20 protein-coding genes are annotated in these 24,388 nt (G+C 64.7%); 5 read left to right on the top strand and 15 right to left on the bottom strand.

The window, feature by feature from the left end; all coding sequences use genetic code 11:
• Nucleotides 1-227: 227 nt before the first annotated feature.
• The 7 genes from cckA to flgB form a co-directional block, all read right to left on the bottom strand.
• On the bottom strand, nt 228-2,816 hold the full coding sequence (gene cckA, locus I6F20_RS00190; RefSeq protein ID WP_225124700.1) for a cell cycle histidine kinase CckA: 2,589 nt from the start codon (nt 2,814-2,816) through the stop codon (nt 228-230).
• Between the two features lie 155 nt (nt 2,817-2,971).
• On the bottom strand, nt 2,972-4,051 hold the full coding sequence (flhB, locus tag I6F20_RS00185) for a flagellar biosynthesis protein FlhB (RefSeq protein ID WP_109143187.1): 1,080 nt from the start codon (nt 4,049-4,051) through the stop codon (nt 2,972-2,974).
• 13 nt (nt 4,052-4,064) lie between these two features.
• The gene (gene fliR / locus I6F20_RS00180) at nt 4,065-4,835 is read right to left on the bottom strand and encodes a flagellar biosynthetic protein FliR (protein WP_027575944.1); all 771 of its coding nucleotides are present in this window, start codon (nt 4,833-4,835) and stop codon (nt 4,065-4,067) included.
• Between the two features lie 17 nt (nt 4,836-4,852).
• Complete coding sequence (fliQ, locus tag I6F20_RS00175) at nt 4,853-5,116, bottom strand: flagellar biosynthesis protein FliQ (RefSeq protein ID WP_025037372.1); 264 nt, start codon at nt 5,114-5,116, stop codon at nt 4,853-4,855.
• Nucleotides 5,117-5,223: 107 nt separating this feature from the next.
• A complete protein-coding gene (gene fliE, locus I6F20_RS00170; RefSeq protein WP_157280796.1) occupies nt 5,224-5,538 on the bottom strand; it encodes a flagellar hook-basal body complex protein FliE in 315 nt (104 codons plus the stop codon).
• A 16-nt stretch (nt 5,539-5,554) separates the two neighbouring features.
• Nucleotides 5,555-5,980, bottom strand: coding sequence for a flagellar basal body rod protein FlgC (gene flgC / locus I6F20_RS00165; RefSeq protein ID WP_036013073.1), 426 nt, complete (start codon nt 5,978-5,980; stop codon nt 5,555-5,557).
• A 19-nt stretch (nt 5,981-5,999) separates the two neighbouring features.
• Nucleotides 6,000-6,404, bottom strand: a complete 405-nt coding sequence (gene flgB, locus I6F20_RS00160) for a flagellar basal body rod protein FlgB (protein ID WP_225124699.1) — start codon at nt 6,402-6,404, stop codon at nt 6,000-6,002.
• A gap of 352 nt (nt 6,405-6,756) precedes the next feature.
• Here flgB and I6F20_RS00155 point away from each other — a divergent pair, with 352 nt between their 5' ends.
• Both I6F20_RS00155 and fliP read left to right on the top strand, forming a co-directional pair.
• Nucleotides 6,757-7,731, top strand: coding sequence for a flagellar biosynthetic protein FliO (locus I6F20_RS00155; protein WP_225124698.1), 975 nt, complete (start codon nt 6,757-6,759; stop codon nt 7,729-7,731).
• The gene (gene fliP, locus I6F20_RS00150) at nt 7,728-8,486 is read left to right on the top strand and encodes a flagellar type III secretion system pore protein FliP (RefSeq protein WP_036013079.1); all 759 of its coding nucleotides are present in this window, start codon (nt 7,728-7,730) and stop codon (nt 8,484-8,486) included. Before I6F20_RS00155 ends, fliP begins: the two co-directional genes overlap by 4 nt.
• 187 nt (nt 8,487-8,673) lie before the next feature.
• Here the strand turns inward: fliP and I6F20_RS00145 are convergent, their stop codons facing one another.
• The 3 genes from I6F20_RS00145 to I6F20_RS00135 form a co-directional block, all read right to left on the bottom strand.
• The gene (locus I6F20_RS00145; RefSeq protein ID WP_225124697.1) at nt 8,674-12,381 is read right to left on the bottom strand and encodes a tetratricopeptide repeat protein; all 3,708 of its coding nucleotides are present in this window, start codon (nt 12,379-12,381) and stop codon (nt 8,674-8,676) included.
• A 214-nt stretch (nt 12,382-12,595) separates the two neighbouring features.
• Entirely contained in the window at nt 12,596-13,501 is a 906-nt protein-coding gene (locus I6F20_RS00140) for a tetratricopeptide repeat protein (protein ID WP_192893148.1), read from the bottom strand.
• Nucleotides 13,502-13,566: 65 nt separating this feature from the next.
• A complete protein-coding gene (locus I6F20_RS00135) occupies nt 13,567-14,193 on the bottom strand; it encodes a FecR family protein (protein WP_306469098.1) in 627 nt (208 codons plus the stop codon).
• 409 nt (nt 14,194-14,602) lie between these two features.
• Between I6F20_RS00135 and I6F20_RS00130 the strand changes: the two genes are divergently transcribed.
• Nucleotides 14,603-18,694: a VCBS domain-containing protein gene (locus I6F20_RS00130; RefSeq protein ID WP_225124695.1), complete on the top strand. Its 4,092-nt coding sequence runs from the start codon at nt 14,603-14,605 to the stop codon at nt 18,692-18,694.
• 21 nt (nt 18,695-18,715) lie between these two features.
• On the opposite strand, the gene I6F20_RS00125 is transcribed toward I6F20_RS00130, so the two are convergent.
• The 5 genes from I6F20_RS00125 to fliL all read right to left on the bottom strand — a co-directional run bounded on the left by I6F20_RS00125 (nt 18,716) and on the right by fliL (nt 22,434).
• The gene (locus tag I6F20_RS00125) at nt 18,716-18,913 is read right to left on the bottom strand and encodes a hypothetical protein (RefSeq protein ID WP_074448248.1); all 198 of its coding nucleotides are present in this window, start codon (nt 18,911-18,913) and stop codon (nt 18,716-18,718) included.
• Between the two features lie 587 nt (nt 18,914-19,500).
• Nucleotides 19,501-20,262, bottom strand: a complete 762-nt coding sequence (locus I6F20_RS00120; RefSeq protein WP_036013086.1) for a MotE family protein — start codon at nt 20,260-20,262, stop codon at nt 19,501-19,503.
• A 9-nt stretch (nt 20,263-20,271) separates the two neighbouring features.
• Nucleotides 20,272-20,718 carry a DUF6468 domain-containing protein gene (locus I6F20_RS00115; RefSeq protein ID WP_057030304.1) on the bottom strand — a complete coding sequence of 149 codons (447 nt, stop codon included), beginning with the start codon at nt 20,716-20,718 and terminating at the stop codon, nt 20,272-20,274.
• Nucleotides 20,715-21,917: a flagellar motor switch protein FliM gene (gene fliM / locus I6F20_RS00110; protein WP_036027916.1), complete on the bottom strand. Its 1,203-nt coding sequence runs from the start codon at nt 21,915-21,917 to the stop codon at nt 20,715-20,717. Before fliM ends, I6F20_RS00115 begins: the two co-directional genes overlap by 4 nt.
• 19 nt (nt 21,918-21,936) lie before the next feature.
• Nucleotides 21,937-22,434, bottom strand: a complete 498-nt coding sequence (gene fliL / locus I6F20_RS00105; RefSeq protein WP_036027917.1) for a flagellar basal body-associated protein FliL — start codon at nt 22,432-22,434, stop codon at nt 21,937-21,939.
• A 383-nt stretch (nt 22,435-22,817) separates the two neighbouring features.
• Here fliL and flgF point away from each other — a divergent pair, with 383 nt between their 5' ends.
• The gene (flgF, locus tag I6F20_RS00100; protein ID WP_128264476.1) at nt 22,818-23,579 is read left to right on the top strand and encodes a flagellar basal-body rod protein FlgF; all 762 of its coding nucleotides are present in this window, start codon (nt 22,818-22,820) and stop codon (nt 23,577-23,579) included.
• 16 nt (nt 23,580-23,595) lie between these two features.
• On the top strand, nt 23,596-24,384 hold the full coding sequence (flgG, locus tag I6F20_RS00095; RefSeq protein ID WP_036013098.1) for a flagellar basal-body rod protein FlgG: 789 nt from the start codon (nt 23,596-23,598) through the stop codon (nt 24,382-24,384).
• The last annotated feature ends 4 nt before the right edge of the window (nt 24,385-24,388 follow it).

Raw genomic sequence — 24,388 nt, 5'->3', positions numbered from 1 at the left:
GACGTGCCCCTAAGATGGTCAGACTTCCCGAAAAGTGAAGCCGGTTTCGGAACTTGCGGCTGCGGCCCTCAGTCGCGGGGATGTGGCAAAAGCCCATATATGACAGGGGTTTTACGGGAACCATTGGAGGATGCTTACCGCCGGGTTTACGACCCGATTTCCGCTTTTCCCCGGGTCCGCGAGCCGAGCTGGCCCACCAGCCGTCATTGCGAGGAGAGCGGCAGGTCTCACCCCTGCTTCGTCATCGTCTCCTTCACCGCCGCGACCAGCTGGCTGAGCGTGAAGGGCTTTGGCAGGAAGTCGAACTGCTGGCCTTCGGGCAGGCTCTTCTCGAAGGCATCCTCGGCATAGCCGGAGACGAAGATGAACTTGATGTCGGGGTTCTTCTCGCGCATTGCCTTCAACAGCGTCGGGCCGTCCATCTCCGGCATGACGACGTCGGAGACGACGAGATCGATCGCGCCACTTTGCTCGTCCAGCACCTCCATGGCCTCGACGCCGTTCTCGGCCTCGACCACGGTGTAGCCGCGCGAGCGCAGGCCGCGGGCATTGAGCGCGCGCAGGCCCTCCTCGTCCTCGACCAGCAGGATGGTGCCCTGCCCGGTGAGGTCGGTACGCGGCTTCGCCTCTGCCGCCCCAGCGGGCGCGGCTTCCTTCGCGGCTCCGCTGGTCGCGCCGATTGCGGCTGCGGGCTGCTCGACCTGCACCTCCGGTTCGGCGATGTGGCGCGGCAGGAAGATGTGGAACGAGGTGCCCTGCCCCGGCTCGGAATCGACGTAGATGAAGCCGCCGGTCTGCTTGACGATGCCGTAGACGGTGGAGAGCCCGAGGCCCGTGCCCTTGCCGACCTCTTTCGTCGAGAAGAACGGCTCGAAGATCTTGTCGCGGATGTCGGCGGGGATGCCGGTGCCGGTGTCGGCGACCTCGATGCGGACATAATCCGCGGCGGGCATGCCCTTGTAGGCGAGCTTGCCCGAATCGTCGCTGGTGACGTTGGCGGTGCGGATGATCAGCTTGCCGCCGTCAGGCATGGCGTCGCGCGCGTTCACCGCGAGGTTGACGATCACCTGCTCGAACTGGGAGACGTCGACCTTCACCGGCCAGAGGTCGCGGCCGTGGACGAGGTCGAGCTTGACCTTCTCGCCGATCAGCCGGCGCAGCAGCATGGTGAGATCGGACAGCGCGTCGCCGAGATCGAGCACCTGCGGCCGCAGCGTCTGCCGCCGCGAGAACGCCAGCAACTGCCGCACCAGGGTGGCGGCGCGCGTTGCGTTCTGCTTGATCTGCATGATGTCCTGGAACGACGGGTCGGTCGGCTTGTGCGCGTTCAGCAGGAAGTCGTTCGCCATCATGATGGCGGACAGCACGTTGTTGAAGTCGTGGGCGATGCCGCCGGCGAGCTGGCCGACCGTCTCCATCTTCTGCGACTGGTTGATCTGGTTTTCCAGCGCGCGCCGCTCGGTGGTCTCGAGCATGTGCACGATGGCGGCTTCCGCCTCGGTCTCGGCCGAATCGACCGGCGTCACGAAGAACTGGCCCCAGCGTTCCTTGGCCCCTTCCAGCGCCACCTCGACCGGCGCGATATCGGCCTTGCCTTCGGCGGCCTGGTTGATGGCCGCGATCAGGAGGTGCCGGTCGCGCGAATTGACCGCGCGGAAGATCGACTTGGAGGAGGTGTCGAGCCCCAGCGCCTGACTGAGCTTGGCGTAGCGCGCATTGGCGCGCACCACGTTGCCGGCGCGATCGACGGTCGCGATCGCCATCGGCGTGTGGTCGAAGAAGCGCATGAAGCGCACTTCGGCGGCACGATCAGGGTCGCTGCGCTCGTCGCGGGCGCGGCTGATCACGAGCGTGCGCGAGGGCCCCGGCGCGCCGTCGGCGCCGAAGGCGAGCTTGTGATAGAGCCGCACCGGCATGGTCTTGCCGGTGCGCATGCGCAGGTCGATGTCGAACACCTCGGTCTTCACCTCGCCCGGCACCGCCACGATCGAGGTCAAGAGCGAAGCGCCGTCGCCGGAGACGATATCGGTAAGCTTCAGGCCGCCGGAGCCGATCTCGGCGAGGTCGTAGTCGAGCCAGTTCGCCAATGTCGCGTTGACATAGGCGAGCTCGCCGGCTGGATTGACCGAGAAGAAGCCGCACGGGGCGTGATCGAGATATTCGATCGCGTGCTGGAGCTCCTGGAACACGTCCTCCTGGCGTTCGCGGTCGCGCGTGATGTCGGCGATCGACCACACCGCGTATTTCGCCTCGCGCTTGCCGGTGCCGAGCGGGCGCACGCGCATGCGCAGCCAGCGGCCCTGATTGCCGTCATGGCCGGAGATGCGCACCTCTTCCTGCTGCCGCTTGCCCTCGCGGGCGGCCTTGAGCAGCCGGAACACGGCTTCCGAGACGTCGGGATTGCCGATGAAGACGCGCTCGACCGGGCGCACGTCCTGCGGGCCGGTGGCGCCGGTCAGCGTCAGATAGGCAGCATTGGAATAGACCACGTGTCCGCGCGCGTCGGTGACCGCGAGCCCGTCGAAGGCGTGATCGGAGATGCGGCCGATGATGGGATCGTCGAGATTGCGGTCGGCGAAGCGGATGATGCCGGCGGCGAAGGCGAACAGGTTGAACAGGCCGACCATCGCCAGCACGGCGAGGATACCGAGGATATAGGGCTGCGCCTGCGCGCGCCCGAGCGTCATCAGCCCGACGGCCACGGCGACGAGGCCGGCGGCCACCAGCAGCACCAGCGCAATGCTGCCCGAGCGCGGCGACGGCTCGTGCGCCGCAACGGGCTCGCGTGTGAGGTCGTGGTCGGTCTCGGCGGTCATTCTCGAGCTGGCGCAGCCTGTCGGCAGAGAATCAACGCGCCACCGGGCGCGTGGGGTCCTCCCTGCCTGAATCGGACCCTGAGGTGCAAGGGCAGCAGCGGCAAAAGGTACGCTGATTCCCAGATTACGGCCATTTCCGGTACTTTTCGGGCATCTTATCCCCGCCCGGCGCTGAATCCGCGCTTCAGGCGCATGACGTAGCCGATGACTTCGGCGACGGCATGGTAGTGCTCGGTCGGGATCTCCTGGTCGATGTCCACCGTGGCGTAGAGCGCGCGGGCCAGCGGCACGTTCTCCACGATCGGGATGTCGTGCTGGCGCGCGATCTCCCGGATCTTGAAGGCGAGATTGTCGACGCCCTTGGCGACGCAGATCGGCGCGGTCATGCCGCGCTCGTAGGACAGCGCTACCGAATAGTGGGTTGGGTTGGTGATGATCACGGAGGCCTTGGGAACCGCCGCCATCATGCGTTTCTTGGCGCGCTGCTGCCGCAGCTGCCTGATCTTGCCTTTGATGTGGGGGTCGCCTTCGGACTGCTTGTACTCTTCCTTGATCTCCTGGAGCGACATCTTCTGCCGCTGGAACCAACTTCGGTACTGGAAGAAATAGTCGGCGATGGCGACGATCGCGAGCGCGGCGACGACCGCGCCGAGCAGTTGGATGGTCATGCTGGTGCTGGCGCCGAGCATGGCGGCCGGATCGAGCCTGACCATCGCCTCCATGCGGTGCCGCTCCGGCCACAGGATCATGGTCATGACCACGGCCAAGGCGACGAGCTTGCCGATGCCTTTGAGAAAATTGGCGGCCGCCTGCTTGCCGAAGATGCGTTTGAAGCCGGCGCCGGGCGAAATCTTGTTGAATTTGGGCTTGAGGGACTCGGCCGACCAGACCAGCCGGTGCTGCAGCATGTTGCCGGCGATGGCCGCCAGCACCAGCATCAACAGGGGCACGCCGACCGCGGCAAGCACGGCGAGCTCGATCTGCTGCATCAGCGCCAGCAGGGCCTTGCCGTCGGTCTTGATCATCCAGGAATTGGCAAGCAGGTTGCGCATCGGCGTCAGCAGCCCGCTGCCGACCGAGCCCGAGAAGGTGGAGACGACGAGCGTGCCGCCCGCCATCATGAACCAGGTGTTGATCTCCTGGCTCTTGGCGACGTCGCCGCGTTCGAGCGCATCGTCGAGGCGCTTTTGCGTCGGGTCTTCTGTTTGACTTTCGGGATCGTTGTCTTCCGCCACCGATCGATCCCCCTCACTTGAGCGGCATCATCTGGTGCATGACACCGATGAAGTAGTCGAGAAAGGTGCCCATCATCGCGGTGAGCACCACGGCAAGCACCAGGAAGCCCGCGAAGATCGACAGCGGCACGCCGACGAAATAGACCTGCATCTGCGGCATCAGCCGCGCCAGCACGCCCAGTCCGATATTGAAGACGAGGCCGAACACCAGGAACGGCCCGGAGAGCTGCAAGCCGAGACGGAACGCGGCGGCGAAGGCACGCGTCGCAAGCGAGGCGACGTCGCCGCTCGACACGGTCTCGCCCGGCGAGAAGATCGTGTAGCTGTCGTTCAGCGCCGCGATCACCAGATGATGGCTGTCGGTGGCAAACAGCAGCGTCACGCCCAGCATGGTCAGGAAGTTGCCGACCAGCACGCCCTGCTGGCCCTGCGTCGGATCGACCGAGGTGACGAAGCCGAGCCCCATCTGCTGCGCGATCACGGATCCCGCAACCTGGAGCGCCGACAAAGTCACGCGCGCGGTCGCGCCGAGCACGATGCCGATCGCGATCTCATGCAGCATCAGCACCAGCAGCGGCGCCAGCGAGCCCATGTCGACCTGATAGGCGTTGCGATGCAGCGGCAGGATGATCAGCGTGAGCAACAGCGCGATCGACAGCTTGATCCGCGTCGGGATGTTGGTCTCGCCGAGGCCGGGCAGCAGCATCACCATCGCGCCGACCCGGGCGAAGGCGAGCATGAAGGAAGCGGCGAGCGCCGGCAGCAACGAGACGTCGATGCGCATAATTCACGCATAGTGCCTCAGCCGCCTATGATTCGCGACGATATCCGCAGCATGTGGGCGTGCATCGAATCGGCCATGAACGGCAGCGCCAACAGCATCGTGGCAAAGATCGCGAGGATCTTCGGCACGTAGATCAGCGTCTGCTCCTGGATCTGCGTCAGCGCCTGGAACAGCGACACGATGACGCCGACCACGAGGCCAACCACCATCAGCGGCGACGACACGATCACGATGGTCCAGATCGCATCGCGCGCGACGTCGAGGGTCTCGGGTCCGGTCATTTGGAGGTTCCGATGGGGTTAGAGGAAGGCGCGAGAAGCGAGTAGCGAATCGCGAGTAGCGAATGGTGGCCAGAGCTCGCCATTCGCCACTCGCCATTCGCTTCAAATCAGATCGGCATCTTCATGATGTCTTCATAGGCCGCGATGACGCGGTCGCGGACCGAGACCAGCGTGGACACCGCGACATCGGTGTCGGCGACCGCCGTAACCACGTCCATCACGTTGGCCTTGCCGGAGGCCATCGCCACCGTCTGCGCGTCGGACTTGCGACCGGATTCCACGACGCTGCCGACGGCGTCCTTCAGCAGCGCGGCGAAGGATTGCCCGTTCGGTTCGCTGCCCTTGCCGGCGCCGGTGCCGGTGTTCTCCAGCACGCGGGCGAGGCTGGCGTAAGCATTGGCGGCAATTGTCGGTGATGCCATGGCTCAAATGTCCTGTTCAGCTCTTGAGGATGTCGAGCGTGCGCTGGATCATCCGGCGCGTCGCACTGATGATGTTGAGGTTGGCCTCGTAGGACCGCTGCGCGTCGCGCATGTCGGTCATCTCGACCACCGAGTTCACGTTGGGATATTTGACGTTGCCGCTGGCATCCGCAGCCGGATTGTTTGGCTCGTATCGGACGCGGAAGGCGGACTGGTCGGGCTTGATCCTGCCGAGGGTGACGACCTGCGCGTCGAGCGTGCGGTCGAGCGCGGATGAGAAGGTCGGCACCTTGCGCCGGTAGGGATCGCCGCCGGCGGTCTGCGCCGTCGAGTCCGCATTCGCGATGTTCTCCGAGATCACCCGCATGCGGCCGGCCTGCGCGCGCAGGCCCGAGGTCGCGATTGCCATGGAGCGGGCGAAGTCGCTGCTGTCATTTGCCATGATCCGCCTCCTTTAGGGCCTAACCTTTGCCGATCGCGGTCTTGAGCAGGCGCAGGCTCTTCGAATAGAGCGAGGTCACCGCGGCGTAGTCCATCTGGTTACTGGCGGCCTTCATCATCTCCTCCTCGAGATTGACGGCATTGCCGGCGGGGCGGGTCTCGAAACCCGCGTTCTTGTTCTGGTCGAAGACGGAAGGGGCCCCCGACGGCGCCAAATGCGAGGCGCTGGTCCGGGTCAGGACCAAGGGCCCCATGGACCCCGTGACGGCGCCGGCCTTGTCGAACTTCGGCTCGACCAGGTCGCGCGGCCGGAATTTCGGCGTGTCGGAATTGGAGACGTTCTCGGACAGGACGCGCTGGCGCTCCTGATGCCACTGCATCTTGGTGCGAAGCACCGACAGTTCCGGAATATCGTTGATGGACATCGTCGCGGCTCCCTCCGCCCCGACGGACCCTAGGGACCGCCGCTAGGCAGAATTTGCCGCCTGTATGGTTAACAGCTGGTTAAGGACCGGTCGTGATGCATGTCCCCAGCCGAAACTGATTCTTGCGCCCCCGCGATTCGACGGCGCGAAAAGTGGCATTAACCCAACCGTTTGGCGAGACGTGCACAGGGCAAGAAGTCGTTTTGGATCGGGCGATTCATGGGTTATTAAGAGTTGGGGACGGCAAAACTTGCCGTGGAACGTTAAGAAATCGCAGTTTGGGGCATCGTCCGCCGGTGGTCGGCTCGACTGACCATGGGCACGAGAAAAGCGCCATTTGTCGGGGACAAGTATGCAAGGCAGCCCTATCACCTTCATCGTCGCGTTCATCGTCGTTCTGGCGTTGATCGGCGTCGCTGCATGGCTGGTTCGCCGATTCGCCGGAAGCCGCATCGGCGCCAACACCCAGCGCGGCCGGATGCCCCGCCTCGCCGTGATCGACGCCGCCGCGGTCGACGGCCGGCGCCGCCTGGTGCTGGTCCGGCGCGACAATGTCGAGCATCTGCTGATGATCGGCGGCCCGACCGACATCGTCGTCGAGCCCAACATCGTTCGCGCCGCGCCCAGCCGCGACCAGATTCCGCAACGTCCGAGTGCCGCCGAACCGCCGCGCCTTGCCCCCCTGCCCGATGCCGGCGGCTGGGCCGACGACGCGCCGCGGCCCGAGCTGCTCGATCATCCCGAGCCGCAAATGCCCGAGCCGCCGCCGCGGCCCGCGCGGCCATCCTTCGCCGACGAAGTGCGTCGGCCTGCGCCTGCACTGGCCGAACGCCGCAGCGAGCCGGCTCTGGGCGGCTTTACGCCGGAGCCGATCGCGCCACGTCCCGAGCGCGAACCGCGGCCCGAGCCGCTGCCGCCGCGCATCGCCCGCGGCGAGCCGCCGCTGATGCCGCGTCCGCCGCGCGGCAGTGAGCCGATGAAGATGCCGCCGGTGCGGGCCGAGCGCGCCGCGGCGCCACCGCCTCCTCCGCCCGTGCCGCAGGCTGCGCCCGTTCCGCCGCCGGCAGCGGCTGCCGCGCCCTCGAGCGCCGAGCAGAATCTCGCCGAAATGGCGCAGCGACTCGAGGCTGCCCTGCGCCGCCCGGCCGGGGAAACGGTCGCGCCTCCGGTTGCGCCCGAGCCGCCGCCCGCTCCGGCGCGCGCCGCCCGCAGCGAGCCGCCGGCACCGCCAGCTGCGCCGGCGAAGCCGGCTGCGGAAAAGACCAGCTTTGAAAATCTCGAAGACGAGATGGCCTCCCTGCTCGGCCGTCCGAAGCCATCTTCGTGAGGTTGCCCGCCCTCCCGCGTAGAGTTCTTTTCCTTTCTGTCCTGGTCGGCGCGGCTTCGCTCGCAATGCCGTCGCATGCCCAGGACATCAGCATCAATCTCGGCGGCGGCGCCGGTGGCGGCGGCGTCACCGAGCGCGCGATCCAGCTGATCGCGCTGCTCACCGTGCTCTCGATCGCCCCGTCGATCCTGATCATGATGACGTCGTTCACCCGCATCGTGGTGGTGCTGTCGCTGCTGCGCACCGCGATGGGCACTGCGACCGCCCCGCCGAACTCGGTGATCATCGCGCTCGCGATGTTCCTCACCTTCTTCGTGATGGGCCCAGTGCTGCAGAAATCCTACGACGAGGGCATCCGCCCGCTCGTCGCCAACCAGATCGGCGTCGAGGACGCGTTCCAGCGCGCCTCCGTGCCGCTGCGCGGCTTCATGCAGAAGAACGTGCGCGAAAAGGACCTGAAGCTGTTCCTGGATCTCTCCGGCGAGCCGCCGCCGGCCACGCCCGACGATCTCGCCTTACGCATTCTCGTCCCCGCCTTCATGATCTCCGAGCTGAAGCGCGCCTTCGAGATCGGCTTCCTGTTATTCCTGCCGTTCCTGATCATCGACCTCGTCGTCGCCTCCGTGCTGATGTCGATGGGCATGATGATGCTGCCGCCGGCGACGATCTCGCTGCCGTTCAAGCTGATCTTCTTCGTGCTGGTCGACGGCTGGTCGCTGGTGGCGGGGAGCCTGGTGCAGAGTTACGGGGGGTAAGGCTTCGTTCGCTGCTGCGTCCTTGCCGCTCTCAGCGACAGCCCCCGCTCCCTCCTCGTCATTGCGAGGAGCCCTTGCGACGAAGCAATCCAGACTGCCGCCGCGGAAAGAGTCTGGATTGCTTCGCTGCGCTCGCAATGACGAGTTTGTGGCGCGGTCGCGGGCCGCGCTTCGCGCGGAGACAGTCCTACCGCGTCATCTTGATCTGCCGCACGACCGGGATCGTGGGCAGCGAGCCGGTGTGGTCGCTCGTATCTTTGGCCTGCGGCGCGCCGGGCGCGCGGGCGGTGGCGTCGGGGAAGCGCTGCTTCATCTCGCGCAGGAAGCCGTCGAGCGTGTCGACGCTGGCAGCGAGCTTGGCGATCTCGGCGAATTCGGCGCTGGAGGCTGCGGCCGGCTTGCTCGCAATGTCGAAGGCGAGACGGTCGGCGCTCTCGCTCATCAGCGGGGCGTATTTCTCGCGGAAGCGCGATAGGCCGATCGAGTCGTCGGCGAGGGCGTAGCCGACGGCGGCGCGGATGATGTCGCTCTTCTCGACCGCATTGAGCGGCTTGAAGTCGCGGAAGCGGTCTCCGTAATAGAGCTCGATCTGCTCGGCGGACTCGCGCCAGCGCCGCGCCGCCCAAAAGATGTCGGAGCGCAGGCGGAGCACTTCCCGCCCGGCGACGTTGGAGACAATGTCGAGCGCGAGATCGTGACGGCCGACGTCGCTCTGCGCGCGCGCCTCCAGCAGCAGGCGCTGCTGCCGGAGCTCCCCGGAGAGATCGCTGATGCGGCTCGCGCGAAGCGCGGTGATGGCCAAGTCGGGCTTGCGGTTGGCGAGATAGATCATGGCGAGGCGCGCGGCGACCTGGGCGCGCGCGGCGCCTTCGAGGCGATGATCGATCTGGTATTGCAGGAGCTCGGCGGCCTGGTCGAGCAGATCGATCGAGGCGAGACGGTCGGCGAGACGGCGGATCAGCTCGTCGCCGCGGCGGCCGATCGGCGTCAGCTCGCGGAACTCGTAGAACATCCCGAGCGCCTCGACCGGCGGCAGCTCGTCGCCCTTCGGCCCGAGGAAGATCTGCGTGAACAGCTCGGAGGCGAGATCCTGCGCCTGACGCGAGGCTTCGGCGTTCGGCTGCAGCCGCGTCGCGGTACGCGCGGCGGTGAGCGCATCGCGGTAGCGCCCGTTCTCGGCATAGAGGCGCGACAGCATCTGCAGCGTCTTGACCTCGATCGCATCGCCGCGCCAGGTCATCGACAGCGTCTCGAGCTCGCGCAGCGCCTCTTCCTTGCCGATCTCGTCGCGCTTCTGACGCAGCGCGATCTCGAGCTGCTTGGCCTCGGCCGCAGCCGGACGGTCATTCGAGGCGACCGCGAGCTTGTAATCGTCGAGCGCATCCTTGTCGTGGCCGAGCGCCTCGGCGAGCCGGCCGCGCAGCACGGCGAAGCCCGGCGCGGCCTCGGGCGGGACACCGACCACCTCGAGCTCGTTGCGGCGCTTGGAGGCGCCGGCATAGTCCTTCACCTCGAGGGATGCGCGCATCGCGTCCATCGTCACGATGCGCTGGATGTCGAGCGGCAGCGAGGCGATGGCGAATTCGACGTTCTTGAACTTTTCGCGCGCATCGGCCCATTTGCCCTGGCGCGCATAGGCGAGCGCCTTCCAAAGCTGGGAATCGTGGCTATTGCCGATCGCAGGATTGGCGAGATCCTTCAGGCCCTGCGCCGGCCGGCCGATCAGGATGTTGGCGATCGCATGCATGATCAGCGCGCCGCTCTCCTCCTTGTTGAGCGGATCGCTCAGCATCACGTCGGTCACGGCCTTGGCCTCGTGATACATGGCGCGCGACATGTAGAATTGCGCAAGATCGAGCCGCGGCAGCGAACGCAGCGCCGGCTCGACCGCCGAGATCGCCGTCATCAGTTCGCCCTGGCGCGCCATGAAGTTTTCCGACTGGCCCTTGCGCCAGCCTTCGGGACTGAAGATCGGGCGCACGGCGGTCGGCGCCCGCTCGGCCGAGATGTCGACCGGCGACAGGGTCAAGCCGCCCTTCTTGCCGAGAATGACCTTGTCGGAGCCGACCTCGACGCCGATCTCGTCGGAGTTCGGCCGGATCGCGATGCCGTGCGCGGATTCCAGCAGCGAGAGATCGACGAGGTCCTGCCGCTTGATGAAGCCGCGCACCGGCCGCAGCGCGGTGACGACATAGAGCGTGTCGCCGGCATCGGGATCGGTGAGCTTGTGCAGCTGGCCTGGATTGGCGAAGGGGATCGCGATATTGGCGAGCGCGGGATCGGTGATGTTGCGCGACATCATCAGCGGCAGCGGCGTCGCCTGGATCTTGTCGGCGAGCGTCAACATCCAGTTGGTCTCCTTGCCGACCTCCTCGCTCGTCAGCGAATAGACCAGGGGACGGGTGAGACGGATGCGCACCGCCTGCGCCTTGTCGAGCGGGACGCGGCCGACCTCGCCGATCATCGCGCCGCCCTTGGTGCGGATCGCCTCGACATCGACGGGCTTCGGCGTATCGAACACCAGCCACACGGTGTCGCCGCGGCGGAACGCCGCCGCCGGCGTTGCGACCTGAAACGGGAACGTCACGCGCAAGCCGTCACTGTCGCGGCGCGCATCGACGCTGGCAATCGCGGGCGCGACCGGCACCTCCGCCGGCACAGCCTTGGCAGCATCCTTGCCAGCATCCTTGACCGGTTCCTTCGCAACCTCCCTGGGCGCTTCGACGGGGGCAGCCGCCGGCGCCGGCTTCGCAGCTTCCTTGGGCGGTTGCGCCGCTTCGATCGCGGGAGGCGCTGCCGGTTTCGGCGCTTCGGCGGGCGGCGGCGCGGCGGGCGCTTCCAGCTTCACCTCGGGCTTGATGTCGACCTTCGCCTCGCGCGCGATCGTCTCGGAGGTCGGCGGTGGGAGCTCGCGATGGGCGGCATCCTTCTTCTCGGCGGCGGGCTTTTCCGGCGCAGGTGCAGGTGCAGCGGCAGCCGCCGGCCCGCGACCGGCCGGCTTCATCTGCGTGATCGTCGCCTCGGGCGTTGCCGCCAACTTACCCTTATCGGACTGGGAGGAGACGTCGACGACGTAGTTCTTCTCGTCGCGGAACGAATGCACGTCGGCATCGCCGATCAGCGCGATCTCGACATTGGTCTGGTCGATATCGGCCTTCTGCTTGATCGAGGCGACGTTCGGCGGCGCGGCGAGGACCGCGTCCGCCAGGTCGAAATTGAGATTGGCGTTGAAGACGAGCGTCAGCTTCTGCTCGTTGAGCACGGAGGAGACGCCGACCCCGTCGGGCATCTCGAACACGAAGCGCACGAAGGTCGGCTGCACCGAGGCGCGCACGCGGATCGGCGGACGCTTCCTGGACTCCGCGGCGGCGCGCTGGGCGCGCAGCGCACGCTCGGCCGCGCGTGCCCGCTCGGCAAGCTCCTTGACCACGTCCATGGGCAGGCTCGGCGGCGGCCCCTTCCAGCCCTCGGGCAGCAGGTCGATGAAGGTGCGCTCGCCGGCGTTCATGGTGTTCACGGTGACGCGCCGCGCCAGCGACAGGCGGATGGCGCCGCCGTCAGGGTCGCGGCGGGCGGAATTGACGTAATCGGGCGCGCCTTCTGGAATGCGCTCGACGGGAACATCGACGGGCCGGTCGAAGCGGATGACGAGGATCGAGCCGGCGGTCGTCACCTCGGAGGGAACGTCCTCGCCGAGCTTGATGACGAGACGGGCAAAGCCGCCACCGGCTGAAAACGTCGCCTCGCCCCTGATCGGATCGGCCGCCCGGCCGGGCGCCGCAAGGCCAAACAGGAGACAGGCCGCCAGCAAGGCCGCGGCGCGGGCGTGACGCGACAAGCCCCGCGCCGATGCGCGGGCTCGCGACACAAATCCAGCGGCAGCCTCTCGCGCCATTGGCGGCATTTCTTCCGGTTCGGCGGGCATGCCGGCACTGGCGCCGGCCCGTGCCGTCGACTGTAGGTCTCGCCAATTAAGGACTTGTTAATGCTATGTCTTGATTTGCGGGAACAGCATGCCGTGCCGGATGGAGCGGGGGCCGTTCCGCGAGTTTGAATTTGAGACGCAGGCGGTTAAGCAGTTGTTAACGGCTGCACGATGTCGCGGCCTGTCAGTCCCTTTGCGGCACCCCATAGCGGACAAAATCTTCGGCGATTCGCGCCTCGATCCTTCTGGCCGCCGAGATATCGCTATTGCCGCCGTCTGTGTCGCCGAGCTTGAATCTGGCGACCCCGCGACCGTACAGCGCGCTCGCCAGCTTGGGGGCGTACCGCAGCGCCGCGTTGTAGTCGTCGATAGCCGCGGAGAGTTGTCCCATTTTCAGATTTATCAGGGCTCGCGAATCGTATGTCGCGGCGTTACCCGCTCCCGATCGAAGCACCATCTCGCAATCCTCCATCGCAGCCTGCAAGGCGCCGAGGATGGCCCGGGCCCAACAGCGTCCGCTCCAGGCCGCCTCCAGCTTCGGGTCAAGGCGAATTGCTTCGTCATAGTCCTGCGCTGCACGGTCGTACGCATTCCTCTTCAAGAACGCTGCCGCACGGTTGGCAAAGGCAGTGGCATAGTTGGGGTTGAGCTTCAGCGCCTCTTGAAAAGCGCCAAGGGCAAGGTCGTGCGAGCCCGTCCTCAGATAGGCCACTCCGAGGTTGTTGAAGGCTTTCGCATAATTCGGGTTATGCCGGGTCGCTGCGACGAAATCCTTGATCGCGCCTTCGTAGTCGGCTTTGGCGCTATGGGCATTGCCCCTGTTGTTGTGGGCGACGGCAAAGCCATTTGTGCTCCCCTCGCCCGCATCGATAAAGGCCGTGCAGGCCTCGATGCGAGCTTCGGGCGAGACCCGATCTGACCCGTTACATAGCTCGATATTCTTGAGTGAGCTGCTCTTCTTCGACGTCTGCGCCAAGCCTGACGAACCGGAGAGTCCAACGATCAGAATGAGCATCCCTGCCCTGATGACACTGGCCCGTGCGATTTTCACACCAAGCGCCGAACTCCGCGAGCGAAACGAAGCACTCATGTTGCGTCTCTCTGCCGGGCCGGACGCTGCGCCGGCATCACGGCGGCTTCGGCCGAGCAAACTTCTCAGCATCCCCGACAGATAATGAGCCTGCGATTGGCGCTTCGATCGGGCTCCGGCGCCGCGCCGGCCGGCGGCTTCTTCAGGACCTTGCTTTTGCCCTCTTCGATCAGCGTCGAAAATTTGGCTGACCCGTCATCAGAAATCTCGATGTGCGGCGTCGTACCTCGGATCCCCAACGTGGCAACGGGCGTATCGACCTTCATATCGCCGGTCTTCGCAACATTGCCCGCAACAAAAGTGAACGTTCCCTTGGCAAGACTGAACAGGGTCGCGTTGGACTTGCCGGCCGGCTCATACACATAGTGATCCAGCACCATACGGGCGTTGCTCGATAAATTGAACGAGCTGCCGTCGCTAAGATTTATTCCGACCCGGCCGTCGTCTCCGGTCAGCACCACGTCACCAAGATATACGGGATCACCCCTCTTGGCCTGGCCGGGCTCACTTGAGACATTCGCTTGAACGATCACTGCGCCCGCATGTTCGATCGTGACGGAGCCTGTGGCCGTCGCCACCTTCCCGATCGGTTTGGAAGACGAGCTGGCGACGGCGGGCCCGGTGGAATCGACTTGCGCTTGAGCCGCACTCGGCGAGAAATTGGCTAGCGCCAAGACCAAGCCGGTCGCCAAAGCGGCTGTCGTAGGTCTGCACATGATCCGCCCTTTCCGAGAAGATCCTATCGACTAGCGGCGGCTCATTTCTTGAACCGCTCTTGAACCGCGAAGCGTGGTCGCAATAAATAAATTTCTTGTTTAATAATTTTAATCGTCCTAGTTTACCGTAACGCTACGGAAGCGCCACAAATTAAATAAGCTCTCGTTTGTCAATTTAATCACTTTAGCGGGAGGGATACGCGCCGGGAATGGCATTACGCGCCGCCGTCCCCGCGCCATGCGTCTCTCTGGACCAGACTTGATGATTTTCGGCGGCAAGCCTTCGGCTGCCAGCGCCCAGGATATTTGTCCCTTGGCGAGGGCCGCCCCGAAAGACCATGGCAGCACGCCGAGCCTGAATTAATCACCCAGGCGAGGTCGAGCCATGTTGGTTGCATCCGATGTCCAGGTTGGCAATAGGGCCGCCGCGGCCCTGCCCGTCCAAATCATTGGCCATATTCATACAGCGATCGGCTGCGGTACGCTCACGCGAGCCAGTGGCGTCGCCACACAGGCCGTAGCCGGCGCGCCTGTCTACCGGGCTGACGTGATAGAGACTGACGCCGACGGACAGATCACGATTCGCTTTATCGACGGTACTTTCTTCAACATCTCCTGCGACACTCGCCTCGCGCTGAGCGAATTCGTCTTCGACGTCGAAGGCACGCCACCTACAGCCCTGTTCGACGTGACCCGAGGCAGCTTCAGTTTCGTACCAGGTCGGCTGGCAGAAACCGGGTCTCTCCAGCTGAATACGCCAATTGCAGGCATTCGCGCCCGAAGTCACGCGGGCGGTTTCGGAATGCTGACGCTTGCAGCATTGACTTTCTCGGTTGCGGAAAATGCCGAGGCCGCGGACCCGGACGTCACATTCCTGGATGACGACTCCATCACTTACAAGGACCTTGCGCACGGCGCATTTGAGCTCGTGACCAAGGAGCCGATCCCACGGCACATCATCGTCGATGATCCCGGCGAAACGATCATCGTCAAGAAAGTGGGATCCACCATCAGTGTCAATCAGGTCGCGAACTCGGCCGCTCGCATGGACGAGTTGCGCGCCGCACAGCAGGACGTGCTCGCCAATCTGGACGGACAGGGGCCGCATGGCTCGAGCACGCCTCCCTTCGTCAAAACCCAATCGCTGCAGCCGATCAATTTCATTCAGCCCGACGCGCCCTCGCTGCAGAATTTGCTGGCGCCTGTGTCGCCATTCGCCATTCCCGTTTTCGACCCCATACCGCCGACACTCAGCACCGGAGCGGGGCCGACCGAGCTCGATACGGTGGTGTTTGATACATTCACTGCGACGAGCGGAATCTTCGCTGCCAGCAGCACCAGCGGCAGCGCCAAGCTGACCTTTGGCGTCATAGGGGCAACCGCCGGCGAGACGGTCCTCGGCGGAGTGACATACGACCTGTCAAAGCCCGGTCCGTACGGAACGCTCTACGTCAACAGTACGAGCGGCGCCTACACGTTCGTGCCTGACAGCATCGCGATCAACGCGCTGAAGGCGCCCACGACCGACAGTTTCGTCATCACGGTTTCCGACGGCCTCAGTTCTGCGAGTCAGACGTTCACAGTCACCATCAACGGTGTCGACGACGCTGCAATCATCTCCGGCACCACGACCGGCTCGATCGTCGAGGCTGGCGGCATTGCCAATGGAACGCCCGGCACGCCGATTGCGACCGGCACGCTTTCCGATACCGACGTCGACGACCCACCAAATACGTTCACGGCCGTGAGTTCGCCAACGACGCGCACCGGCGGCTATGGCACCTTCACGATGACGGCTGCCGGCGTGTGGACCTACACCGTGGACAATTCGAACCTCGCAGTGCAGAGGCTCAATGCCGGCCAAACGCTAACCGACAGCTTCACGGTGACCACGATCGGAGGCACGCCCCAGGTGGTGACGATCACCATCCAGGGAGCCAGTGATGCAGCGGTCATCTCCGGCGACACGACCGGCGCCGTCATCGAGGCTGGCGGCGTCGCCAGTGCTAACCCCGGCACGCCCATCGCGACCGGCACCCTCACCGATACCGACGTGGACACGATCGCAAATGCATTCACGGCCGTCGGCTCGCCGACGCAGAGCGCCGCCGGCTACGGCACCTTCACCATGACGGCTGCCGGCGTGTGGACCTACACGCTCGACAACGCCAACGCTGCGGTGCAGGCGCTCAATACCGGCGAAACGCTGACCGACACGTTCACGGTGACCACTCTGGATGGAACCGCCCAAGTGGTGACGGTCACCATCCATGGCACCAACGATGCCGCCATCGTTTCCGGCACCACGACCGGTGCGGTGACCGAGGCCGGCGGCGTTGCCAATGCGACACCGGGCAGCCCGAGCGCAACCGGCACGCTGTTTGCCGCCGACGTCGACAATGCGTCCAATACCTTCACAGCAGTGAGTTCGCCCAAGGCAAGCACGAATGGTTATGGCACCTTTACGCTAACCGCCGCCGGCGCGTGGACCTACATGCTCGACAATGCGAGCGGCGCGGTGCAGGCGCTGAATGTCGGGGACACACTCACCGACAGTTTTACTGTCACGACCCTCGACGGCACGCCACAGGTGGTGACGATCACCATTCACGGCAGCAACGACGCGGCCCTCATTTCCGGCACCACGACCGGCTCAGTGACCGAGGCAGGAACCTTCTCGCCCGGCGCTCCCATCGCGACTGGCACGCTGACCGATACCGACGTCGACAACGCGCCGAATACGTTCACCGCGATCTCTTCACCGACCGCGAGCGACGACGGATACGGCACCTTCACGATGACCGCAGCCGGCGCATGGACGTACACCCTCGACAACAACAACAGCGTGGTTGAGGCTCTCGATTCCGGCGACACCCTGACCGACACATTCACGGTGACCGCGATCGACGGTACCACGCAGACGGTGACCGTCGCCATTCATGGCGCCAGTGATGCCGACCCCAACGATTTTGACAACCTGGCCACCGGATCCGTCGTGATCTCCGATCCTCCGAACGTGTACGGAACGCCGGGGAGCGAAACCATCGCCGGCGGCGGCGACACAGGTCAGGTCATCTATGCGGGAGCCGGCAGTGATACGGTCAATGGGACCGGCAAGACGGACGTTCTCTATGGCGGCTCAGGCAATGACACGATCAAGGGCAACGATGGCAATGATGCCATCTACGGCGGCTCGGGAAACGATACGGTAAACGGCAACAACGGCGCCGATACCATAACCGGCGGATTTGGTGCGGACCAACTCACCGGCAGCAATGGCAACGATCGTTTCGCATATTTGTTCGTTGCCGATTCCCGTGCCGGTCAGTTCGACACCATCACCGACTTCGCATCGGGAGCGGACAGGATCGACCTGGCCGCCTTTGGCGCGCTCGGGTTTGCCATCCTGGCGTTGAGCTCAACCAACACGACGGTGCCGCCACATACGATCGCCTGGATCTATGACAGCGCGTCGAACGAAACCATCGTGTACGTCAACTCAACGGACCAGACCCTGCACATCGGCGATTCCAGTCTGCTCGAAATCCATTTGCAGGGGATTGCAACCGTCGATGCCTCGGACTTCATCCTGGCGCCAGCGGCGCCTGTAGTGGCGGTCGCCAGCGAGCTGACCGACCTCACCGCAACCCTGCAGAGTGATGCGGCCGGGCTAATGACGATCACTTCCGAAATCTCGTCCGACTCCGGAAGCGGCGACGGCACGCTCCTCGCAGAGAGTCCGGACATCCAGTCAAGCGAGCCGCTCCACAACCTGGATACGCCTTCGGACCAGATCGAACAAACTGAATATTCGAGCATCTCCAGTTCGGACCCGATGCAAACGCCCTCGACCGAAACACTCGCTATTGTTGCGGTAGCTCCTTCGGGCAGCGGACCGTCTACGATGTCGCAATACGTCGCCGCACCGACGGAGGCCAGTTTTGTCTTCGACCACCTGGCCGGTCCCGACACAGCATTGCTGGCCAAAAGTGGCGCGATTGCTGGAAGCGGCCACATGCCTGACATTGCCATCGCCGCGCTGAATTTTGACCAGAATGCCGCCGAACAGCACGCCGGGCGCGGGCTTGCACCGGGGAACAATGCCGGGAATCACGGCGCCTCGCCTCAAGGAAACGCCGACGAGGCGGCGCATGCCCACGGTCGTGCCAACGATGGAATGGCAGAGGCGACGCTCAATCCGAGCCTTCTGAAGTCGTCGAGCGGAGGCGCCAACCATTCGCTTGCAAGCGAGACGCAGCAGCTCGGCGAGTCGTTCAAGTTCAAGGATAACGCTTCGCAGGGCTCACAGCACAGCGTCGTGCCGGATCATCTAGACCTCGCCGGTCATCCCGGCCACGCTGGAGGATTCCACGGGCTCGAACTGGCGTTCACGCCTGAACCATCTCCGCCCGATGTTGATCCGCCTCATGGCCCAAGTCCGGCTCACGGCCACGGCTTGCACGATCTGATCTTGTGACGCCCCGAGCCAATGGGCTCTTCAGTGTTGCGTCCCGGCGCCATCGGGCGCCGAGGAGCTCTCTTCGCCAAGAGAAGATTGATCATCGTTGCCCGCCTCGCCATCCGGCGGCGCGGCATGCTGATGGCTTAGCGCGGATGTCCATGCGGATGTCATCGCCGCTATGAGCATCCGGTTGACGGCCTCGATGACGCGTTCTGCTGCGGACGAGTAGTTCATGGCCTCCTCCTGCGCTGCCGACTGCGAATGACCGAAGCGTAGGACGGCGCCTTGAGCACCACTGTACGCCACTTCACACCTGCGCGCGTCAAGTCATCGCAGTCCCGGAGGATGCCGCCTGCCCCGGCTGCATCCGCCACGGGATTCTGATTTCCACCTTGACGGGTTGCTGAGCGCGCGCACTCACAACCTTCGGCTCGTTGCGGTTCGCGCGCGACTCTGAATCAGATGTGAATCTCGGCGATGCAAATCGCATTGGTTAGCTCTGGGGGTAATCAATGAGCGGAGAAGCCGGTTGCATTGTGTGTAGCAGAGCAAGAGCGGTCGTCGCGATCGTCCCGATTGCAAGAGGATATGCCCTGAAGACATATGAATGTGCCTGTTGCCACAGCACCCTGCAGCTCGTGACCCGCGTCTCAAAGGCGGCGCTGATCAAGCAGCAGGTCAATATCCTCGCCCAGATGGAGCAGCAGTTGCGCCCGCCTGTTCGCAGGGTGCAACAGGCCTTCGCGAATTAGGCGCACGAGGCATTCCTCTGGGCTTCAGTCGACCGCGCGCGGATTGAAAGCGCGCTTCTCCTCGAGCCCTCAATTCGGCTTTTGCGTCGGCTTGCCGTCGATCTTGGGCAATTCGCCGGCCGAGGCGGACTGATCGCCGCCGCCATTGGCGCGGCGGGCCATCTCGACGGTCAGCCGCTCGGCGGCTTCCGATGACATCAGGCCCAGGATGTCCGACATCTTGCGCGGCGCGATCGCCGAGGCGATCTCGATCAGCACGCCCATTTCGAGCCGGTCGAACACCCGCGCGGCATCCTTGGGCTTCATGCCCTCGTACATGGTCACGAGGCCCTTCATGCGCTGGGCTTCGGCGGCCTTTTGCTCGGCCTGGGTCGCGGAGATGCGGGTTTCCACCGCCTTCATCTCCTCGACCTTGGTCTCGATGCGCTTCTCGGCCGACTTGAGCAGGCTTTCGCGGATGTCGATCTCGCGCTGGCGCGCCTCGATCTCCTGACGCCGCGCCTGCAACCGTTCCAGGATCGCGCGCTCCGCGGCCGAGACCTGCGGCTGCCCCTCGTCGATCTTGACGACGGTGCCACCCTCCATCTTGGTCTCGGGCGCTGCCGGCTTAGGTGCTTCCTTCGGCGCAGGGGTCGAGCCGGTGATGTCGGGATCCTCGCGGCCGGTCGGAAAATTCAGGTTCTCTTCCGCCCAGGATTTCTTGCCCTGGTTCGGCTTGTAGTCGAAGACATAGCCGCCGTTGATCGCAAGGCCCGCCACCTTCAGCGTGGCGAGGCCGGCGACGGCGACCAGGACGACGGGAATGACGCGGATGTTACGAAAGGACTTCATACCCAGGCTTCATGCGGCAAGGCCGTTGGATCGTCGGCGCTCGGAGAAGGCTTCGGCGGCCGCCGCCACTGCCTTCGCGGACGACGGCTTGGCCGCGGGCGCGGCGACCGTCTCCGGATTGGTGACGGGACGCGCGGCGATCGCGATCTTGGACAGGCGCCGCACCACGTTGTCGGCCTCGCCGAGCTGCTTGTAGAGCTGATCCGACATCTGCGTCGCGGCGGCGAGCTGGCTGCCGAGGTTCTCGTTGACGTCGCGCACGGCGAGCTTCAGCCCGCCGATCGCGCGCTCGGCGATCTCGGTCGCGGTGATCAGCTCGGCGATGACGGCCTTCAGCGAATGCTCGTCCGCCTTCAGCCGCCTCAAGCGCTTGTTGAGCGTGACGCAGTAGACGATCGTCAGCATCAGCAGGATAGCCACCAACGTCTCGATCGCCATTCCCAGGGAGTGGTTCATGGGGCCTCCATCATCTTGTTCTGCTCGTCCACCTTCTCGAACATCGCAAGTGTCGTACTTGGCTTGCGCAAGGGTTTCGTCACACGGATCGCGACGCGGTCGCCGACCCGGCCCATCCGCCCCTCGGTCAGCGTGACGTCGCCGCAACGCACGGTGACGTTGGCGTCGGCGCGCATGTCGAGCGGCAGCGTGTCGCCCACCTTGAGCCGCATCAGCTGCTTGAGCGGAATGTCGGCCTCGTAGAGCACGGCGTCGACGGCGATCTCGGCCTGCACGATCTCGGTGGCGAAGTGGCCCTCCCAGACCGGGTCGCGGCCGAACTTTTCGCCCATGAACATCTGGAGCAGGACGCCCCGGATCGGCTCGATGGTCGCGTAAGGCAGCAGCAGCTCGATGTTGCCGCCGCGGTCTTCCATATCGATGCGCAGGCGCACCAGAATCGCGGCGTTGGCGGGACGGCTGATCGCGGCGAAACGCGGATTGGTCTCGAGCCGGTCGATCGAGAAGGTCACCGGCGACAGCGGCCGGAACGCCTGCTCGGCGTCGGCCAGCACCACCTCGACCAGCCGCTTGACCAGCTCGGTCTCGATCGTGGTATAGGGCCGGCCCTCGATGCGCAGCTGGCTGGTGCCGCGGCGGCCGCCGAGCAGCACGTCGATCATCGAATAGATCAGGTTGGAATCGACCGTCGCCATGCCGAAGTTCTCCCACTCCTCGGCCTTGAAGACGGTGAGGACGGCGGGCAGCGGGATCGAGTTCATGTAGTCGCCGAAGCGCACCGAGGTGATGCGGTCGAGCGAGACTTCGACGTTGTCGGAGGTGAAATTGCGCAAGGAGGTCGTCATCAACCGCACCAGGCGGTCGAAGACGATTTCGAGCATCGGCAGGCGCTCGTAGGAGACCATCGCCGAATCGATGATCGCGCGAATGCCGGAATGGTCGTCGAGCGTGACGTCGCCGACGGTGAAGCCGAGGAGATTGTCGATCTCCTCCTGGGACAGCACCCGCTCGCCGGAATTCTTGCCGGTGCCGAGATCGCGGCTGCCGTCCTCGACCATGGCGGCCCATTGCAGGGCCATCGTCTCCGATAGCTCGTTCTCGGCGGCAGCCTTTGCCGCCTCGGCGGGATCCTCGCTATCGAGCGAGGCCTCCCACTGGGCGGCAATTGCATCCTGGTCGACTTGGTCGTTGCCCGCCATGATCCCTAGTCCGTCATGCTCACTGGACCACGACTTCCTTGAACAGCACGGCGCTGACCTGGATCGGGGCGACCGCCGCGTTGACGCGCTTGGTCAGCTCCTCCTTGAGGCGGAAGATGCCGGCCGAACCGTTGAGGTCGGACGGGCGCAGCTCGCGCACATAGGTCTGGAAGATGTCGGTGACGCGCGGCATCGTCGGCTTGATCGCCTCGATCTGCTTCTCTTCCTTCAGCTCCAGCACGATCTTCAACCGCAGATATTGCACGCGCTCGCCGGGCGAACCGGCGAGGTTGACCATCAGGTCGGGAACGTCGACGAAGGCCGGCGGCTTCGGCGGCGGCGCGGCCTCGGCATGATGCTCATCGCCGCTATGACGGAAGAAGAAGAACCAGGTCGCAGCACCGCCGCCGAGCACGGCGAGCGCGCCGACGACCATGATGATGAGCTTGAGCTTGTTCTTCGGCGGAGCGGCTTCCGCGCCATCAGCGGCTGCGCCGCCTTCCTCGTTCTCTGCCATGGTTGCCGCGCCCGTTCATCTCTCAAAGGGGTCGAAAGAGCGAAGCCTCCTGGCAGACAATGACGCGATACGAATGCCCCAGCGCAATGCGCTCCTCTGATGCGCAAACGCTACGGTAATAATGGTTAACGGAATCTTTCGATTGGGCCGCCGCTAGGAAAAATCTGCCGGGCAAACATGGCTAACAGAACCTTTCTGCCGCCTGCTCGCGCCCCTCGAAAGTCGCCAACACTTTGAAGTTACGTGATTTTCCTGATTGGCACGGCTTTCGCTGAGACAGGCCCGAGACCTCACGGCTTGGGAGAGCCCGACGGTCTCGGCCACAGGGTCCGCCAAGGCGCTTGGGAGAGCGAAATGGCAGATCCGCTCAGGGGAGATTTCCGATGCAGAACGCGCGTCTGATCGGCTTGTCACGGCAGATGACGTTGGAACGGCAGATGGATGTCATCGCCAACAACGTCGCCAATGCCAACACCAACGGCTTCAAGTCCGACCATTCGCTGTTCGAGGAATATCTGAACTCGAACGCGCGTGAGGACAATTTCATCGGCCGCGACCGCCGGGTCTCCTATGTCCAGGACCGCGGCACCTTCCGCAACATCAGCCAGGGGCCGCTGGAGCCGACCAACAATCCGCTCGACATGGCGATCAACGGCGGCGCCTATTTCGCAGTGCAGGCCAATGGCGGCGAGTTCTATACCCGCGACGGCAAGTTCTCGCTCAACAGCACCGGCCAGCTCGTCACCGCCGACGGCAATCTCGTGCTTGGCAATGCCGGCCCGATCACCTTTCAGCCGACCGACCACGACATCAACGTCGCGCCCGACGGCACCGTCACGGTGCTCGAGGGCACGGCGCGGACCGACTCGATCCGCGGCAAGATCCGCATGGTCTCGTTCGACGATCCGGCCAAGCTGACCAAGCTCGGCGCCAATCTCTATGCCGCCGGCTCGGCGAACCAGCAGCCCGACACCAAGTCCACCCTGCAGCAGGGCTATGTCGAGAAGTCGAACGTGAATGCGGTCGGCGAGATGACCCGCATGGTCGAGGTGATGCGCAGCTACGCCGCGGTCGCCAACCTGCTGCAGCAGCAGAGCGACCTCCATAAATCGGCGATCGAGAAGCTCGCCGACGTTCCGGCCTGATTGAAGGAGAACTGAGATGCAGGCGCTTCACACCGCAGCGACCGGAATGGCGGCACAGGAACTCAACGTTCAGGTGATCTCCAACAACATCGCCAACCTCCGCACCACCGGCTTCAAGAAGCAGACGGCGGCGTTCCAAGACCTGATCTACGAGCACGTCCGCCGCGTCGGCGCCCAGTCGTCGGACCAGGGCACCATCCTACCGGTCGGCGTCGACATCGGCGGCGGCGTCAAGACCGTCGGCACGCCGCGCAGCATGACGCAAGGCACGCTGTCGCAGACCGGCAACGACCTTGATCTCGCCATCTCGGGCGAGGGCTTCTTCAAGATCCTGATGCCCGACGGCACCTTCCAGTACACCCGCGACGGCACCTTCCAGATGGACAATCAGGGCCGCGTCGTCACCGCGCAAGGCAATCCGGTGCAGCCCACCATCACCATTCCCAACAACGCCTCGGGCATCTCCGTGAGCGAGCAGGGCCAGGTCTCGGTGACGTTGCCGGGCTCAACCACCTCCTCGATCGTCGGCCAGATCGGCGTCACGCGCTTCATCAACAAGGCGGGCCTGCAGCCGGTCGGCAACAACCAGTTCACCGAGACGCCCTCGTCCGGTGCGCCGCAGGACGGCACCGCGAACACCGAAGGTTACGGCAAGCTCACGCAAGGCAGCCTGGAGCAGGCCAATGTCGACGTCGTCTCGGAGATGAGCGACCTGATCGCCGCCCAGCGCGCCTACGAGATGAACGCCAAGGTGATCAGCGCCGCCGACCAGATGATGCAATCGACCACGGCGTTGTTCCGCTGAGGTG

Source organism: Bradyrhizobium sp. IC3123 (assembly GCF_020193625.1).
Classification (GTDB): domain Bacteria; phylum Pseudomonadota; class Alphaproteobacteria; order Rhizobiales; family Xanthobacteraceae; genus Bradyrhizobium; species Bradyrhizobium yuanmingense.
Note: the sequence above shows the minus strand (reverse complement) of the source record. Positions and strands in the feature narration are given on the sequence as shown.